This window comes from Stutzerimonas stutzeri, assembly GCF_013522825.1.
GTDB classification, from domain to species: Bacteria; Pseudomonadota; Gammaproteobacteria; order Pseudomonadales; family Pseudomonadaceae; genus Stutzerimonas; species Stutzerimonas stutzeri_AK.
This window is the reverse complement of sequence record NZ_JAAMQZ010000013.1, coordinates 60,254-75,834: the sequence shown is the minus strand read 5'-3', so window position 1 is coordinate 75,834 and position 15,581 is coordinate 60,254. Positions and strand designations below refer to the sequence as shown.

Sequence of the window (15,581 nt, the reverse complement as noted above, 5' to 3'; positions counted from 1 at the left end):
CGGCAACACAAGGTAGTTGATATGAGCGCAAGGCATTTTCTCTCACTGATGGACTGCACGCCCAAGGAACTCAACAGCCTGGTTCGTCGCGGCATCGAGCTGAAGGATCTGCGCAAGCGCGGCATTCTGTTCGAGCCGCTGAAAAGCCGCGTACTGGGGATGATCTTCGAGAAGGCTTCGACCCGTACCCGGCTGTCCTTCGAGGCGGGAATGATCCAGCTCGGCGGCCAGGCGATCTTTCTCTCGCCACGCGACACCCAACTGGGACGCGGCGAGCCCATCGGGGATTCGGCCATCGTCATGTCGCGCATGCTCGATGCCGTGATGATCCGCACCTTCGCTCACTCCACGCTGACCGAGTTCGCCGCCCACTCATCGGTGCCGTTGATCAATGGCCTGTCGGACGACCTGCATCCCTGTCAGTTGCTGGCCGACATGCAGACCTTCCACGAACATCGCGGCAGCATCGCCGGCAAGACGGTCGCCTGGATCGGTGACGGTAACAACATGTGCAACACCTATATGGAAGCCGCCGTCCAGTTCGACTTCCAATTGCGCATCGCCTGCCCCGAAGGTTACGAACCCAAGGCAGAGCTGCTGGCCCAGGCCGGTGATCGCGTACAGATTTTCCGTGATCCACGCGAAGCGGTCGCCGGGGCGCATCTGGTCAGCACCGACGTCTGGGCTTCCATGGGCCAGGAAGATGAAACGGCGGCACGCCTTGCGACTTTCCGCCCCTATCAGGTCGATCGCGCCCTGCTCGATGCCGCGGCGGATGACGTCCTGTTCATGCACTGCCTGCCAGCACACCGCGGCGAGGAGATCAGCCAGGACCTGCTCGACGACCCGCGCTCGGTTGCCTGGGATCAGGCCGAGAATCGCCTGCATGCGCAGAAGGCCCTGCTGGAATTCCTGGTCGAACCGGCGTTCAATCACGCATGAGCGACCAGCCTCTGCTGAACCTGCGCGGCCTGGATTGCGGCTATGCGGAGCAACTCATCGTGCAGCACCTCAGTCTGCACCTCAATCGTGGCGACATAGGCTGCCTGCTGGGTCCCTCCGGCTGCGGCAAGACCACAACCCTGCGGGCCATCGCCGGTTTCGAGCATCTCAGTGCCGGCGAGATCCAACTGGGCGATACCGTACTGTCACGCGCCGGCTTCACCCTCGCCCCCGAAAAGCGCCGTATCGGCATGGTATTCCAGGATTACGCACTGTTCCCCCATCTGACCGTGGCGGACAACATTGCCTTCGGAATCCGCAAGCATCCCCAGGCGCCGCGCATCGTCGGCGAGATGCTGGAGTTGGTGAACCTGACACAGCTGGGCAAACGCTACCCTCATGAATTGTCAGGCGGCCAGCAGCAACGCGTCGCCCTCGCCCGCGCCCTCGCGCCGGAACCGGAGCTGCTGCTACTCGACGAGCCCTTTTCCAATCTCGACGTCGATCTGCGCCGGCGCCTCAGTCATGAAGTGCGGGACATCCTCAAGGCACGCGGCACCAGCGCAATTCTGGTCACTCACGATCAGGAGGAAGCCTTTGCCGTCAGCGATCAGATCGGGGTATTGAAGGATGGCTGCCTGGAGCAGTGGGACACGCCCTTCAACCTCTATCACGAACCACTGACGCCCTTCGTCGCGAGCTTCATCGGCCAGGGCTATTTCATTCGTGGCCAACTCATCGACCCTGAAACGGTGCAGACCGAGCTGGGCGTGATTCACGGCGACCGCGCCTACATCATGCCCGATGGCAGTTCGGTGGACGTCCTGCTGCGCCCGGACGATATCGTTTACGCGCCGCAAAGCGAACTCAAGGCACTGATCGTCGGCAAGACCTTCCTCGGGGCTTCGACGTTGTACCGTCTGCAACTGCCCACCGGCAACCAGCTGGAAGGCATCTTCCCCAGCCATACCGACTACCCCACCGGGCAGCAGATCGGCATCGCCATCGCCGCCGATCATCTGGTGGTGTTCCCCGCCCAAGGCAGCGTCGCTGCCCATGAAACCCTGCCCAAAGCCGGCGTGCGCCGCTACAGCGGCAGCCTCTGATCATTCCGTCTCAAGACTGCCCCGACCCACGCGAAGCCTGCTGACGTCGCTGACGAAAGAAATCGCTCAGCACTGCGCCGCACTCATCCGCCAGCACACCGCCTTCGACGAGTACGCGGTGGTTGAGAAAATCCTGGGCAAAGAACTGCCCGCGACTGAGCGCAACGCCGGCCTTGGGTTCTGTCGCACCATACACCACGCGCCGAATGCGTGAATGCACGATCAGCCCGGCGCACATGCTGCAAGGCTCCAGCGTGACGTACAGGGTGCTGCCGGGCAGGCGATAGTTTTCCAGCTGCGATGCGGCATCGCGGATCGCCACCATTTCCGCATGGGCGCTGGGGTCATGGCGGGAAATCGGGCAATTGTAGCCGCGCCCGATGATGCGCCCATCCTGCACCAGCACGGCGCCCACGGGCACTTCCCCCAGCACCGCCCCTTCGGCGGCCAGTGCCAGCGCTTCACGCATGAAATACTCGTCGTGACTGCGATCGATGATCTGTGGTTTTTTCATGATTCAGCTTCGCCTATACCACCTCGATCGCCGCCATCAGCCCGGTTTCCATATGGTCGATGACGTGGCAGTGGAACATCCAGACACCGGGATTATCCGCCACCAGCGCGATGCGGGCGGTTTCGTTCTTGCCCAGCAGATAGGTGTCGGTGAACCAGGGCTCGATCTGGCGGCGGTTGGACGAGATGACCTTGAAGGTCATGCCGTGCAGATGGATCGGATGCTGGTATTGGCTGAGGTTGCGCAACTCGAAGATGTAGTGCCCGTCCTTTTTCAGGGTGGCAATGGGCCGATCCGCACAGGTCTTGTCATTGATATCCCAGGCCTGGCCGTTGACCTGCCAGAAGCTGTACGCACCGCCCTGTTCAATGTTCTGCGACAGCGCGCCCGCCCATTCGAAATTGAAACGCAGCGTCTCAGCACGCTGCAGATCGGGCTCGGCAATGGGGTTGGCCGGCAAAGCCGCAGGCCAACTGCCCTCGGCCTCACTGCTCGCCACCGAATGAAGGGTTGCCAGCCGCAGCGGCCCGTTGCGCAGTGACAGCTGCTCGCCGGCAGCCGGCACTTTCAGCGCCAGATCGATACGCATGCCCGGCCCCAGCCAGTACTCCTTGCCCATTGACCGGGGCGTCACCGGATTGCCGTCCAGGGCATAGATACGCGCCTCGCCACTGGACAGGTTGAGGCGGTAGGTCAGGGTATTGTCGAGATTGAGAATGCGCAGCCGCACGACCTGCCCGGCCGGCAATTCCAGCGTCGGCGCATGCTCACCATTGACTGTCGACAACACGCCCGGCGTACCGCCACGCGCCGCTTCACGGGGCACGCTGAAATCGGTGAAGGCGCCCTGTTTGTCGACGTGCCAGCTTTTCAGGCTCAGGGTGCGCTCATGCTGGAAGCCGCTGGGCCCGCGTTCCTCGACGATCAACGGTCCCACCAGCCCACGCCCGAGCTGCTCGGCGCTGGCGGTATGCGGGTGATACCAGAAGCTGCCGGCATCGTGCACGATGAAGTCGTAATCGAAATACTCACCCGGCAAGACCGGCAGCTGCGACACATAGGGCACACCATCCATCGCCAACGGCAGGCGGATGCCATGCCAGTGGATGGTGGTCGGCACCTCCAGATGATTGATGAAACGCACCCGCAAGCGTTCGCCCTGACGCGCTCGCAACTCCAGGCCGGGCGCCTGCCCGCCATAGGCCCAGGCGGGTGTCTTGTGTCCCGCCACCAGTTCGACATCGAGCGGCGCGGCAATCAGCTCGTAGTCATGGCTGGCCACGTCCTGCGGTCGCCCCAGCCAGTAGCGTATGCCGGTCGCACCGAAACCGGCCACGCCAAGGCCGGCCAGGCCGGCAAGAATTTGTCTGCGGGTAAACGCCATGAGATACCAGTTCGCCAGCCAAAAAGATGAGAGATTTTCTCACTTGCTGGCCGGTTCCGCGAGCCGGCTTTGACCTCACCGGCCCTCGGATGCGCGACATGATGTCTCGCCAGGCACCGAGCCTCGCCGTCATGCCAGTCCGATACCGCTTGAGGCGAGAGGCAGCTCACGGATGCGCTGGCCTGTAGCGTCGTGCACGGCATTGAGCAACGCCGGAGTGATGAGCACCGTGGCAATCTCGCCGATACCGGTAGGCGCTTCGCTACTGGGCAGGATATACGTCTCCATCACCGGCGTTTCGTTCATGCGCAGCACGCGGTAATCATGGAAGTTGGATTGCTCGATGCGCCCGCCCTCGATCGTGATATTGCCGAACAGCGCTGCAGACAGGCCGAACAGGGTTCCACCCTGCACCTGTGCTTCCACGGTCGCCGGCGATACCACCCGACCACAGTCGACCACCGTGACCACGCGCTCCGTGCGCACCTTGCCCGCCGCATCGAGGCTGACTTCCACGACCTGGGCGGCATAGGTCTGGAACGCGAAGGTCAGCGCGATGCCACGTCCGCGCCCTTCCGGCAGAGGATTGTTCCAACCGGCCTTCTCGGCCACCGCCTCCAGCACCCGCAGCGCGCGGGGATGGGCCTGGAGCAACGGTTTGCGGAAGGCAATCGCATCCTGCCCCGCCGCCTGCGCCAGTTCGTCGATAAAGCACTCCACTGGAATGGCGTTCTGCATATGCCCCACGCCGCGCCACCAACTGGTCAGCAGCCCCTCGGGCGGCTCCTGGCGCACGAACTGAACCAGCAGGTTGGGGAATTCATAAGGGCCTGCCGCATCACGGATGGCGTCGACATCGATGCCATCGGTAAACGCTCCAGGCGCAAAGCGAGCCATGATCGACGAGCCGGTAACGCGGTGATGCCAGGCCAGTGGGCGCCCCTGTTCGTCGAGCGTGGCGCTCAGACGATTGTAGTGATAGGGCCGATAGGAGCTGTGCTGCATATCTTCCTCGCGGCTCCAGACCACCTTGATCGGACCCTCGACTTCACGGGCGATACGCACTGCCTGTATCACATAGTCGACTTCGAGCCGCCGCCCGAAACCACCGCCCAGATACTGGTTATGAACCTGCACCTTCTCCGTGGGCAGGCCCGCCACCTGCGCAGCCGCCGCCTGCGCGCGCGTCGGCACCTGGGTGCCCAGCCAGATTTCGCAGCTTTCAGGGCTCAGACGCACGGTGCAGTTCATCGGCTCCATCGTGGCGTGGGCCAGCAAGGGCTGCTGGTAGACCGCCTCGAAGGTACGGTGCCCCTTGGCCTCAGCGGCGGCGCGCACCTGCGCCACATCCCCCTCCTGGCGGGCCGTCACCCCTTCGCGCAGCGATGCCGCCGCCAGCTCATCCAGCATGGTCCGGGTCGAATAACCACTGGCTGGCCCTTCTTCCCATTGCACCTGGGCCGCAGCCAGGCCTTTTTGCGCAGCGCCCATGTGATCGGCCACGATGGCGACCACATCGTCGAGCTGCACCACCTGGCGCACACCACGCACGGCCAGCGCCTTGTCCTGCGCCAGGCTTTTCACCCGTCCGCCGAAGAATGGGCTGGCGGCCACCGTGACCACGCGCAGCCCCGGCAGTTTGACGTCTATGCCGAATTGCACACTGCCATCGACCTTGGCCGGGCCGTCCAGCCGCTTCAGGTCGCTGCCGATCAGGCGGAACTGCTTCGGGTCTTTAAGGGCAATCTGTTCGGGCACGGACAACCTGGCTGCTTCTGCGGCCAGCGCGCCGTAACGCAGTTGCCTGCCGGAGGGTTCATGCACGACGCTGCCGTCTCGGGCAATGCAGGCCTCCACCGGCACGCTCCAGGCGTTTGCCGCAGCGGCCACCAGCATCATGCGGGCGGCGGCGCCGGCCTCGCGCATCGGCAACCAGGCCATACGCACCGAATCGGAGCCGCCGGTGATCTGCTGCCCGCCTGGAGCGGAGGCATAGAGCAGATCGTCAGCCGGCGCATGCTCCAGATGCACACTGGCCGGGTCGACTTCCAGTTCTTCAGCAATCAGCATCGATAATGATGTGTAGGTGCCCTGCCCCATCTCGACGCGGGGCATCACCAGGGTCACGGTGTTATCGGTGTCGATGCGCACAAAGGCGTTGAAGGTGGCGTTGGCCGGGCTGGTTGTCTCCAGCGCCTTGGCAATCGCCAGCGGCACCTCGACGCTCAGCAGCAACGCGCCACCCACGCCCGCCGCCTTGAGAAAGGCGCGTCGTGACAGGCCTGCCGGGCTGGAAAGAGAATTATCCGTACGCATCTCACGCCTCCTTTGCATTGGCTTGCACGAGGCGTGACGCCTGCTTGACCGCCGTATGGATTCGCTCATAGGTCCCGCAGCGGCAGATATTGCCGGCCATGCCGTCGCGAATCTGCTCGTCGCTTGGCACGGGCGTTTGCCTCAGCAACGCAGCAGCCGACATGATCTGCCCCGGTTGGCAATAACCGCACTGCACCACGTCCACTTCCAGCCAGGCCTGTTGGAGCGCCCGTCCCTCGTCCGATGCGGTCACGCCCTCGATCGTCGTGATGGCTTTGCCTGCGGCCTCTGCCACCGGGGTGACGCAGGAGCGAATGGCCGCGCCATCAACATGCACGGTACAGGCCCCACACAACGCCGCGCCGCAGCCGTATTTGGTGCCTGTCAGGCCCAGCACGTCACGCAGCACCCACAACAAGGGCGTATCGCTGTCGACGTCAGCACTATGCTGCTTTCCATTGATCGTGAGAGTGAAGCTCATGGTCTGTCCCTACAAAATGAAAGTCGAATCGAGGCCGGGCTGCCGCCATGCGCCGTTTATGTCTCCAGCTGGGCATCAAACCGTAATTTTGCATTGGCCACGGAGAGCGTCCGAGGCAGTTCGACGCCATTCTTGACCGCCAGCACCTCGGCCATCACGCTCACCGCGATCTCGGCAGGCGTCTTGCTAGCGATGTAGATGCCGACGGGTGCGTGAAGATGTGCCAGAGATTGTTCGGTCTCGCCGAAGTGCTCGATGAAGCGCTGCCTGCGGCTGTCGGTATTGCGCCGCGAACCAATGGCCCCGACATAGAAGGCCGGGCTGTGCAGCGCCGCCAGCAGGGCCAGGTCGTCGAGCCTGGGGTCGTGGCTCAGCGCCACGATGCAGGTGCGCGTATCCGGCTGCAGCGCCTGCACCGCATCGTCGGGCATTTGCCTGTCGAGCGTTACTCCCGGCACGGACCAGCCGCCCAGGTATTCCTGGCGCGGATCGCAAACCGTTACCGCGAAATCATTGAACAGCGCCATCGTGGCCAGGTATTCGGCCAGCGCGCCGGCGCCGATCAGCAGCATGCGGTATTGCGGTCCCAGGGTGCAGATCAGGCTTGTGCCATCGAAGTGCAGCGTCTCGGGCTGCGTCACTGGCGTCAGCGTCACCGCGCCGGTCGCACAATCGACCTTGCGCTGGACGAGGACTCCGGTCTCCAGCTGCCGCACCAGCGCATCGAGAGTGGTCAAGTCAGGATCACTCTCCAGCAACAACTCCAGGGTGCCGCCACAGGGCAGTCCGAAACGATGGGCCTCGTCCGCCGTGACGCCATAGCGCTCCAGCATAGGCGTGCCCCGTGGAATTTCCCCCTCGCCGAAAGCGCGGGTATAGCGGTGGATCAGGTCGTCTTCGATGCAGCCGCCGGAAACCGAGCCTGCGCAACGACCGTCCTCGCGCAGGGCCATCATCGAGCCCACCGGGCGCGGCGACGAACCCCAGGTTCGGACAACCGTCACCAGCATCACTCGCTGCCCGGCGGCACACCAGTCGCGAGCGGCGCGCAGCACCTGGACATCAACGCTTTCCATACAGGTTTCCCATCAATGATTGCCCGTGGCGAGCAGTTTTTCGGCCCGCGCCAGATCGTCCAGTGTGTCGATATCCGTCACGATGCCCGGATCGTTCAGATGCAGCACCCGCACCGTACCGGCCTGCCGATGCGCACGTACCACGGCAGCTGCGCCCCTGTCGCCGCCGAGCATGCTCAGCGCAGCGAAACAGCCTGGACCAAACCCGACCGGATGCCCCTGTTGCTGCCGATACAACGGCAACACCAGCGCATGCGTCGCCAGTTCCCGAGCCACCTTGAGCAGGCTGTCCACGCCGATCAGCGGCAGGTCACCGGGCAGAATGAGCCAGCCGGCGGCGTCGGCTGTCGCCCTGACTCCGCGCGCGATGGAATCGCCCATCCCCGCAGCCTCTGCGGCTGCGCCCTCCTCGGGCCGCACCAGATGCCAGGGCAGTCCCGACGAAGCCACGGTGCGCAGTACCCGCTGCAATACCGGCACGCCACCCAGCGGCGCATCGAGCTTGTGCGTCGCCCCGCCGGACTGCGCGAAACGCTCGCCTCGCCCGGCAGCCAGGACGATCACGGAGGGGTGTTGCTGTACAGACATACGCTCTATCCCACCCAATGCAGGCGCATCGGTGAGGCATTAGAAAACCCGCGCCTGCGCCTTGGCTGAAGCCATGTCATGGGCAGCGCCTCACGTGCAAAGACATAGCCCATGTCTGCACTGCCTATATTCATGAATGATCTACGCATCCTACTACACACTATCCAAACGATTGATTAGCCTAGCTAATAGGCGCAATAAGCTCATACTTTCGCTCCAGTCTCGACACTCCTCTGATTCGGATAGGGACTGACCGTGCAAATTCCCACCGCGCGCCAACTATTTCTCCCGGCCATCGTGCAGTGCTGGCAGCGTGTTCAACAGCGCTTTATCTCAGTCGGCAACAGGCTCATCGGAAAGAATCACCCGCACCCCGCCACGCCCCAGCGCCTGGGCCAACACGGCGGGCTCATCGACATGGCCGATGCGCGTGTAGGAGCCTGTCTCAGGCGGTCTTTGCCGCTTGCGAACGCGCGGTCAGCAGCGTCAGGAACGCTGCGATCAACAGCAGCACGGCACTCGCCACGAAGGCGCTCTGGTAGCCGCTCATGTCGAACAGCAGACCGCCCACGGTCGAACCCAGCGCAATGGACAGTTGAATCACCGCGACCATCAGGCCACCACCGGCTTCGGCATTCCTGGGGAAGGTCATGGGCACCCAGGCCCACCAGCCCACCGGCGCTGCCGTGGCGATCAGCCCCCAGAAGCCCAGCAGCGCCACGACGGCGGCTGTCGCGCTGCCAAAGACGACCAGGGCCACGGCGATGGCGGCCATCAACAGCGGTATGCCGATCAGCGTCTGGTAAAAACCGCGCCTGAGTACCGCGCTGACAAGGGTTGTGCCGATAAAGCCTGCGATGCCGATCACCAGCAGAACCAGTGACAGCGTGCCCACGTCCACCTGCGTCACTGTTTCCAGAAACGGTCTTACATAGGTGAACAGGGTGAACTGCCCCATGAAGAAGCAGCCGATTGCCAACATGCCGATGACCACGACCCGCCTGCGCAGCAGTGTGAGTGCACTGAAGGCACTGGCCGAACCGGCGGCGCGCGCCTCAACCGGCATGGAGGGCAGGCTGAACCATTGCCAGACCAGGGCAATCAGCGCCACCGGTACCAGACAGAAAAAGGCGCCACGCCAGCCGATGATCGCGCCCAGATAAGCACCCAGCGGCGCGGCCAGCACCATCGCCAACGCATTGCCGCCGTTGAAGATGGCCAGCGCGCGAGGCACCTGACTGGCTGGAACCAGGCGCATGGCGGTGGCCGCCGACATCGACCAGAACCCGCCGACGACGATACCGATCAGCGCACGCCCCGCCATATAGATGAAATAATTCGGCGCCAGCCCGATGACCGCGCCGGACAACCCCATCACTCCGGTCAGACCCAGCAGCACTACCTTGCGGTTCAGGCCGCCGGCCAGCACGGAAATGAACAGGCTGGTCACCACGGCAAAGGCACCGGAAATCGCGATACCCTGCCCGGCCATGCCCTCGGTGACGCGCAGTTCGCCAGCGATGGGCGTCAGCAGACTGACGGGCATGAACTCCGAGGCGATCAGCGCGAACACGCACAGGGTCATGGCGAATACACAGCCCCAGCAGGCCGGTTGATTTTCCGAACTGCATTGACGTTGCGTGTCGCCTGCCGGGGCGTCGGATGCGGTAGAAGTCATGCCGGTCTCTAGGTGACGGAGAGGTTTTTCTGGTGGCAAATTCTCACGCAAGCCGGGCACCCTCACTATCTAATGAATGCTTAATGAGTATGTAAGCATTACTAATCAATGCTTCATGGGAAACTGCTGCCATGATTAAGCGAAACCTCAATGATCTGCTGTCGTTCGTGACCGTGGCCCGCGAAGGCAGTTTCACCCGTGCCGCTGCGGTGCTCGGCGTCACCCAGTCGGCACTGAGCCAGGCCATCAGTGGTCTCGAAAAACGGCTGGAGATACGCCTGCTCACCCGCACCACGCGCAGCGTTTCGCCTACCGCAGCCGGAGAGCGCCTGTTGCAGGCCATCGGTCATCGCTTCGACGAGATCGAGACGGAACTCGATGCGCTGACGGAATTGCGCGACAAGCCCGCCGGCACGGTGCGCATCACCTGTGGCGATCACGTCCTGCGCACCACACTGCTACCCAAGCTAGCGCCCGTGCTGCTCGACTATCCCGATATCAAGGTGGAGTTCGATGTGAGCTATGGCTTGCGCGACATTGCCGCGGATCGTTTCGATGCCGGGGTGCGCCTGGGCGAGGCCATCGACAAGGACATGATCGCCGTTCCCATCGGGCCAAAGCTGCGCATGGCCGCCGTGGCTTCACCGGCTTATTTCACCACTCACCCCAGCCCCGGGAACCCGCGTGATCTGGTGAATCACAACTGCATCAACATGCGCATGCAGTCCTCGGGCGGGCTGTACGTCTGGGAATTCGAGCGGCGCGGCCAACAGCTGAACGTGCGTGTGGACGGGCAGCTGGTTTTCAACACCTCGCCCAATATCGTGGATGCCGCCGTGGCGGGACTGGGCATCGCCTTTCTGCCCGAGGAAGAATTCACCCCTCACCTCGAAGAAGGCCGGCTCATGCGGGTACTGGAAGACTGGTGCGAACCGTTCGACGGCTACTACCTCTACTACCCCAGCCGTCGGCAGCCATCGCCGGCCTTTTCCCTGGTTGTCGATGCGTTGCGCATCACCCGAGCTGACGACCTGAAGCGCCACTGAGGAAGCTGCCACCCATTGCAGCCGCCACCGCCAAAACAACTGAACATCCACGTTCAAACGCAACGGCCTGCAGCCTGACAGGGCTGCTGTAGTCAGCCATACGGCTTCCCACAAGAAGCCGTATGGCCCAAGCTTTCCCGGGAGAAATTTGTCGTACGATGCCAGCCCAACAGCTCTTGCCTAGACAGCTGAGCCAGGCGGCATGTCGTTTGCCGAACTCGGACTGCTCTAGCGCAAACCGGGGCTTCGGCCCCCTCCTTCAGTTCGGAAGGCACTCAAATCGTCAGATAAAAATAGAGCGCGGTCCCCATTGCTGCTGCACTGATCAGTCCGAGCGCATTCAGGAAAGCGATAGCAGCTACCACCGCCAGCGAGACTGACGCCGCCAAGGGTTCTCGCACCGCCTCGGAATAGGCGATATAGACGGCAAAGTTAATGAAGACTGCTGCTGGCAGGACTCGCTCCACGTAACGCCGACTCTCAGGCCCCATCCGAACCGATACGAACGCAGGAAGGATTCGGACCAGGCAACTGGTGAGGAACAATGCGCCGATCGCGACGGCCACCGACTGGCTCATATTCTGGTCCTTCCCAGGATTACGGTGGCGGCAAGAACACTCGGTATCCAGAAATAAAGCGGGCCAAGCAGATTGATCAGCAGGAGCGACACACCTGCGCACAACCCCGCTGCCGCAAGCAGCCCGGAACGATTGTTGCCATCATCCCGCGCCAGCCAGAGCCGGGCGCGCAGCTGCGACGCTGAAAGGTACATCAGCACCACGCTCGCCGGAAAACCAAGATTCACGCCCTCCCCGATCCAGGCAGCCGGAATGAATTGGCCAAGCACAGCCCCCAGCAGGCCCGCACCAACCCAGGCGCCGAATATCGTCCCGCGTATCAGAATGACGGTTCGCCTGCTGTCCGACTCATGCTCTGTGGCGTAGGCTTCGTCACCCAGCATGTGTGCGACGATGGCTCGCCGGGTGAACGATGCCGGCAGACGCCCCGACGAAGCATAGGCGATGGGCACATAGCGGCTATTGATCGATGCCGTGACCAACAGCATGGTGAAGAAGCCGGCGTCGACTTCTGCAAGAGGCAGCAAGGCAAACTGGCCACTACCGGAGAAGCCAAGCGCACCCACCGCCAGAATCTCGAGCAACGACCAGTCGGCTCGTGCGGCAAGTGCGCCAAACAGCACGCTGACGGGAACGATCGCAAGCGCAGTCGGCGCCACGCGACCAAGCGTGCGACGTATCGCACCGGTTTGCAGCAGAGTGGCGCCCTGGCCAAGGATTCGCGCGACGTTCCTCATTCAACCCTCGACCGTCATGACCAATCTTTCATGAGTGCGCCCATACGCCCGATTCTCCCAGCGGTTGATTTCGATCACCCGGATGTCCCGGTAGAACGTGGGGTCGAAATCGACGACAGCGCCAATCATTGTCTACGGGATCGATTGTTTCGAGCGCCCTGACGACGCACTCCGTGAGTGCATGCCCTGGCCTGGCCAGGCCATGAGGACATGCAGCGGCATGCGAAGAGACGAAGCTCTTCGGCAAGCGCAACGCAAACGAGTCTGGAGAGAAGTGTTTCGAAGGTCTTGAACGATCGTGCAGGTTTGCGGCTCAGCTTCAGCGCAACATCTGCAGCCACCGAGCCGGCGATATTCCATAGGTCTTCTTGAAATGCCGTGCCATGTGGCTCTGATCTGCAAAACCGGTATTCAGCGCAGCATCGATCAGCGACTGTCCCGACAGAAGCTGTAGTTTCACCTGGTCGAGCCGGCGCATCGTCAGATATCGATAGGGGCTGGTTCCATATAGCGCCCTGAAATCCCGGGAAAGACTCCACCGGTCCCGACCACTGGCTCCCTCAAGCTCTTCAAGCGTGATGGTGCTGTCCAGAGCACTATGGATGTACTGGCGCGCACGTTCGGCAGCTGCGTAGTTCAGGGTGCGGCGGCGTTTGCGGACACCGGTGACGGCGGCGAGCGCCTGTGCCAGATCGTAGATCGCATCCTCTTCCTCGAGCGGATCGATCTTACAATCCATTCCCTGCATGAGCGTTTGGGTCGCAGCGAACAGTCGTGGGTCGCGTGAAAGGCCATCCGGGACGAAGGGCAACGTGATGCCACCCAGCGCCTGCTGAAGCAGAGCGGGCTCTATGTACAGGATGCGGTAGTGGAATCCTTCGCTGCTTCCGGCTTCGCCATCATGCAGCTCATCCGGATGGATGACGATCGTCCCACCCGGAAGGCTGTGCTTCATGCCGTCGCGATAGCGAAAGCTGTGCACGCCGGCGAGTGTGCGACCCACAGCGTAGGTATCGTGCCTATGGGGCTCGAATCCAAAGCCGCCGAAGTACGCTTCCATGCGTTCCAGCTTCGTTTTTGGGGCGCGTACCGCCCAATCTTTGTGGGCCATGAACTTTTCTTCCCCGCTACAGCCCCAGCTTGCCTTCAGAAAGGACTTGCTGCCTTGTTGGGTTCAGCTTGATGCGGTAGCGCCAAAGCATTTGGCAGAACTCAATGCCGCTGCCCCTTACTGCCAGAGCTTTTTGCTGCCCGGCGAAAGCCGCCGATAGATGCCGCAACGTATTCCTTATCAATCAATACGTTACAGCATCTTATTGACAGGAAGCGACAGCTCCCGCAGGGACTGATTTCACTCCCACTCGATCATCAATAGGTCGCCTGAACCCACATGGATAAAGGGACTGGCTGTGACCGACATGGAGCCTTACCGTCGCTTTTACCGCCAACCGCGCAGAGCTTTTGCTGACGCGGGAGATAGGGCGATTTGCGGGGCGACGACTTTGGCGACACCATTATCAATCAGCTCTCATTTTAGCCCTCCGCTGCCCCCGGCGCGAGGCCTAAAGGTTCGGCATCTACTTGGTGACAGTAGCCTGCCCGCCGAAGCCTCCTATTAAATAGTGGGAAGCTGACGATCAGGATCGTTTCCTGCCCTCTTGAACCCCCTATCCCCGGTCATGAACGCCTCCAGCATGTGCGGGATCAGCGTTACAGCATCGACCGCCTCGCCGTAGGTCTGCGCGTGCAAGGCAGCGTAACGGTCGAGATCAGCCTTCAGGCTGGCCGGGCATGTAAAGGTCAGCTTGATGGTCTCGGTCTTGGGCAGCGGACCCAACCGCATCTTGCGTGTCGTATTCATCGTGAAGCTCCCCGATTGAAGAACAGCGGTTGGTAAGGCCGCAGCACCAGATCCCGGTTGACGATGATGCGCACCGGCAGTCCTGGGCGCTCAGTCAACGTTGGCTGGATGTTCATGTTGCGCCGGGTCATCTCCTGCCCGACCCGGTTCACGCTGTCCTGCAGGCCGTCACGGCCGGCAATGATGATGCGATCGCCATCCTGGCGGTTCTCAGGCTCGGCCAGCTCCGCGCCTATGCCCAGCAACGTCGTCAACGCAGCCCCGGCGAAGACGCGATCCCAGTGCCAATCGACACCGTCCTCCAGACCGGCATAGCCGGCCGGATCGGTGCCCATGAGGTTGTCCAGCGTCAGCGAGGATGTGTCCGGCAGGATGATGCGGTTCCATACCACCTGCACGCGGCTCTGCCCGTAGCTGACCTGGCTGTTATAGCGGCCGAGGATGCGCGAGCCCTGCGGGATCAGCAGGTGCTTGCCGGTCGCCGTGTCGTAGACCGGCTCCGTCACCGTGCCGATCACGTCACCCGGAAGATCCGACTTGATGCCCGTGACCAGCGCACCAGCGATCACCGTGCCGGCCATGACCTGGTACGGCGACGCCGGTAGCTGCAGGCTCCCGGAATTGCGGGTTTCCGTAGAGCCGGCTTGCAGGAACGCCTCTTTCTGCCCCTGCTGGTTCTGCACGGTTGTCGGGTCGAGGGGTTGCGCCGCCGTCGAGGCGGGACCGGCGGCCAGCGGATCGAAGCCCGCCAGTGTTGCTGCATCCGCGTCAGGTTGTGCAGGTGCAGCCATGGCTGGGCGCTGGCCGCCCGTGCGGAAAAAAATTGACGAAGCTGCCGCTTCCTCCGCCTCCTTCATCCGCGCCAGCCGCTCAGCCTCGGCGGGATCATGGCCAGGGGGCGTGTAGCTGGGCGCCGCCGGCCGCTGCGACTGCACGATGGCGGGGCCAAGGTCGCCTGGCAGCGGCGGCCCTAGCTCGGGTGGTTGCGGCGGCAGCTTGGAGTAGTCCGTAGGCAGTCGGTCGAGCCCTTCGGAACGCGAAACTCGGTCGACGTTATACAGCTCGGCCGGATCATTGCCACTCCGAGGCTTCGGCGGTTGCAGGGACCAGATGGTGGCTCCCAGCACTGCGGCGGAGAGCCCACCGGCAAGCACGGCCAGGGTACGCCGGTTCAACCGCGTGACCGGGCGCGGCTGAGCGCGCAGAGCGACTGTTTCGGGTGGGACCTTGCCGGCTGGCGGCGCGGCCAGGTCGGGGGTATCGTCCTGGCTCAT

The 15,581-nt window shown here is 62.9% G+C and carries 15 protein-coding genes; 3 read left to right on the top strand and 12 right to left on the bottom strand.

From position 1 onward, the window contains the following. Positions 1-21: 21 nt before the first annotated feature. Both argF and G7020_RS10345 read left to right on the top strand, forming a co-directional pair. A complete protein-coding gene (gene argF / locus G7020_RS10350; protein ID WP_181084069.1) occupies positions 22-942 on the top strand; it encodes an ornithine carbamoyltransferase in 921 nt (306 codons plus the stop codon). Continuing rightward, entirely contained in the window at positions 939-2,048 is a 1,110-nt protein-coding gene (locus G7020_RS10345) for an ABC transporter ATP-binding protein (protein ID WP_181084067.1), read from the top strand. The genes argF and G7020_RS10345 overlap by 4 nt, the downstream gene beginning before the upstream one ends. Before the next feature lie 10 nt (positions 2,049-2,058). On the opposite strand, the gene tadA is transcribed toward G7020_RS10345, so the two are convergent. From tadA to G7020_RS10310, 7 genes are all read right to left on the bottom strand, one after another. Further along, positions 2,059-2,562 carry a tRNA adenosine(34) deaminase TadA gene (gene tadA / locus G7020_RS10340; RefSeq protein WP_181084065.1) on the bottom strand — a complete coding sequence of 168 codons (504 nt, stop codon included), beginning with the start codon at positions 2,560-2,562 and terminating at the stop codon, positions 2,059-2,061. Positions 2,563-2,575: 13 nt separating this feature from the next. After that, positions 2,576-3,946 carry a multicopper oxidase family protein gene (locus G7020_RS10335; RefSeq protein ID WP_181084063.1) on the bottom strand — a complete coding sequence of 457 codons (1,371 nt, stop codon included), beginning with the start codon at positions 3,944-3,946 and terminating at the stop codon, positions 2,576-2,578. Between the two features lie 129 nt (positions 3,947-4,075). Further along, complete coding sequence (locus G7020_RS10330; protein WP_181084061.1) at positions 4,076-6,262, bottom strand: xanthine dehydrogenase family protein molybdopterin-binding subunit; 2,187 nt, start codon at positions 6,260-6,262, stop codon at positions 4,076-4,078. Position 6,263: 1 nt separating this feature from the next. Continuing rightward, positions 6,264-6,743 carry a (2Fe-2S)-binding protein gene (locus G7020_RS10325; RefSeq protein ID WP_181084059.1) on the bottom strand — a complete coding sequence of 160 codons (480 nt, stop codon included), beginning with the start codon at positions 6,741-6,743 and terminating at the stop codon, positions 6,264-6,266. A gap of 56 nt (positions 6,744-6,799) precedes the next feature. Next, on the bottom strand, positions 6,800-7,819 hold the full coding sequence (locus G7020_RS10320; protein ID WP_181084057.1) for an XdhC family protein: 1,020 nt from the start codon (positions 7,817-7,819) through the stop codon (positions 6,800-6,802). A 12-nt stretch (positions 7,820-7,831) separates the two neighbouring features. After that, the gene (locus G7020_RS10315) at positions 7,832-8,407 is read right to left on the bottom strand and encodes a nucleotidyltransferase family protein (protein ID WP_181084055.1); all 576 of its coding nucleotides are present in this window, start codon (positions 8,405-8,407) and stop codon (positions 7,832-7,834) included. Positions 8,408-8,852: 445 nt separating this feature from the next. Beyond that, positions 8,853-10,085, bottom strand: coding sequence for an MFS transporter (locus G7020_RS10310; protein ID WP_181084053.1), 1,233 nt, complete (start codon positions 10,083-10,085; stop codon positions 8,853-8,855). A 131-nt stretch (positions 10,086-10,216) separates the two neighbouring features. Here G7020_RS10310 and G7020_RS10305 point away from each other — a divergent pair, with 131 nt between their 5' ends. After that, a complete protein-coding gene (locus G7020_RS10305; RefSeq protein ID WP_181084051.1) occupies positions 10,217-11,131 on the top strand; it encodes a LysR family transcriptional regulator in 915 nt (304 codons plus the stop codon). Positions 11,132-11,406: 275 nt separating this feature from the next. On the opposite strand, the gene G7020_RS10300 is transcribed toward G7020_RS10305, so the two are convergent. The 5 genes from G7020_RS10300 to G7020_RS10280 all read right to left on the bottom strand — a co-directional run bounded on the left by G7020_RS10300 (position 11,407) and on the right by G7020_RS10280 (position 15,581). Continuing rightward, complete coding sequence (locus tag G7020_RS10300) at positions 11,407-11,709, bottom strand: hypothetical protein (protein ID WP_181084049.1); 303 nt, start codon at positions 11,707-11,709, stop codon at positions 11,407-11,409. Then, positions 11,706-12,368, bottom strand: a complete 663-nt coding sequence (locus G7020_RS10295) for an AzlC family ABC transporter permease (protein ID WP_336509716.1) — start codon at positions 12,366-12,368, stop codon at positions 11,706-11,708. Before G7020_RS10295 ends, G7020_RS10300 begins: the two co-directional genes overlap by 4 nt. 397 nt (positions 12,369-12,765) lie before the next feature. After that, the gene (locus tag G7020_RS10290) at positions 12,766-13,557 is read right to left on the bottom strand and encodes an AraC family transcriptional regulator (RefSeq protein ID WP_181084045.1); all 792 of its coding nucleotides are present in this window, start codon (positions 13,555-13,557) and stop codon (positions 12,766-12,768) included. A gap of 504 nt (positions 13,558-14,061) precedes the next feature. Next, on the bottom strand, positions 14,062-14,307 hold the full coding sequence (locus G7020_RS10285) for a DUF2274 domain-containing protein (RefSeq protein WP_181084043.1): 246 nt from the start codon (positions 14,305-14,307) through the stop codon (positions 14,062-14,064). Beyond that, on the bottom strand, positions 14,304-15,581 hold the full coding sequence (locus G7020_RS10280) for a TrbI/VirB10 family protein (protein WP_181084041.1): 1,278 nt from the start codon (positions 15,579-15,581) through the stop codon (positions 14,304-14,306). Before G7020_RS10280 ends, G7020_RS10285 begins: the two co-directional genes overlap by 4 nt.

Coding starts and splice junctions, on each gene's coding strand:
- argF (WP_181084069.1), top strand. CDS start 22: ATGAGCGCAAGGCATTTTCTCTCACTGATGGACTGCACGCCCAAGGAA.
- G7020_RS10345 (WP_181084067.1), top strand. CDS start 939: ATGAGCGACCAGCCTCTGCTGAACCTGCGCGGCCTGGATTGCGGCTAT.
- tadA (WP_181084065.1), bottom strand. CDS start 2,562: ATGAAAAAACCACAGATCATCGATCGCAGTCACGACGAGTATTTCATG.
- G7020_RS10335 (WP_181084063.1), bottom strand. CDS start 3,946: ATGGCGTTTACCCGCAGACAAATTCTTGCCGGCCTGGCCGGCCTTGGC.
- G7020_RS10330 (WP_181084061.1), bottom strand. CDS start 6,262: ATGCGTACGGATAATTCTCTTTCCAGCCCGGCAGGCCTGTCACGACGC.
- G7020_RS10325 (WP_181084059.1), bottom strand. CDS start 6,743: ATGAGCTTCACTCTCACGATCAATGGAAAGCAGCATAGTGCTGACGTC.
- G7020_RS10320 (WP_181084057.1), bottom strand. CDS start 7,819: ATGGAAAGCGTTGATGTCCAGGTGCTGCGCGCCGCTCGCGACTGGTGT.
- G7020_RS10315 (WP_181084055.1), bottom strand. CDS start 8,407: ATGTCTGTACAGCAACACCCCTCCGTGATCGTCCTGGCTGCCGGGCGA.
- G7020_RS10310 (WP_181084053.1), bottom strand. CDS start 10,085: ATGACTTCTACCGCATCCGACGCCCCGGCAGGCGACACGCAACGTCAA.
- G7020_RS10305 (WP_181084051.1), top strand. CDS start 10,217: ATGATTAAGCGAAACCTCAATGATCTGCTGTCGTTCGTGACCGTGGCC.
- G7020_RS10300 (WP_181084049.1), bottom strand. CDS start 11,709: ATGAGCCAGTCGGTGGCCGTCGCGATCGGCGCATTGTTCCTCACCAGT.
- G7020_RS10290 (WP_181084045.1), bottom strand. CDS start 13,557: ATGGCCCACAAAGATTGGGCGGTACGCGCCCCAAAAACGAAGCTGGAA.
- G7020_RS10285 (WP_181084043.1), bottom strand. CDS start 14,307: ATGAATACGACACGCAAGATGCGGTTGGGTCCGCTGCCCAAGACCGAG.
- G7020_RS10280 (WP_181084041.1), bottom strand. CDS start 15,581: ATGAGCCAGGACGATACCCCCGACCTGGCCGCGCCGCCAGCCGGCAAG.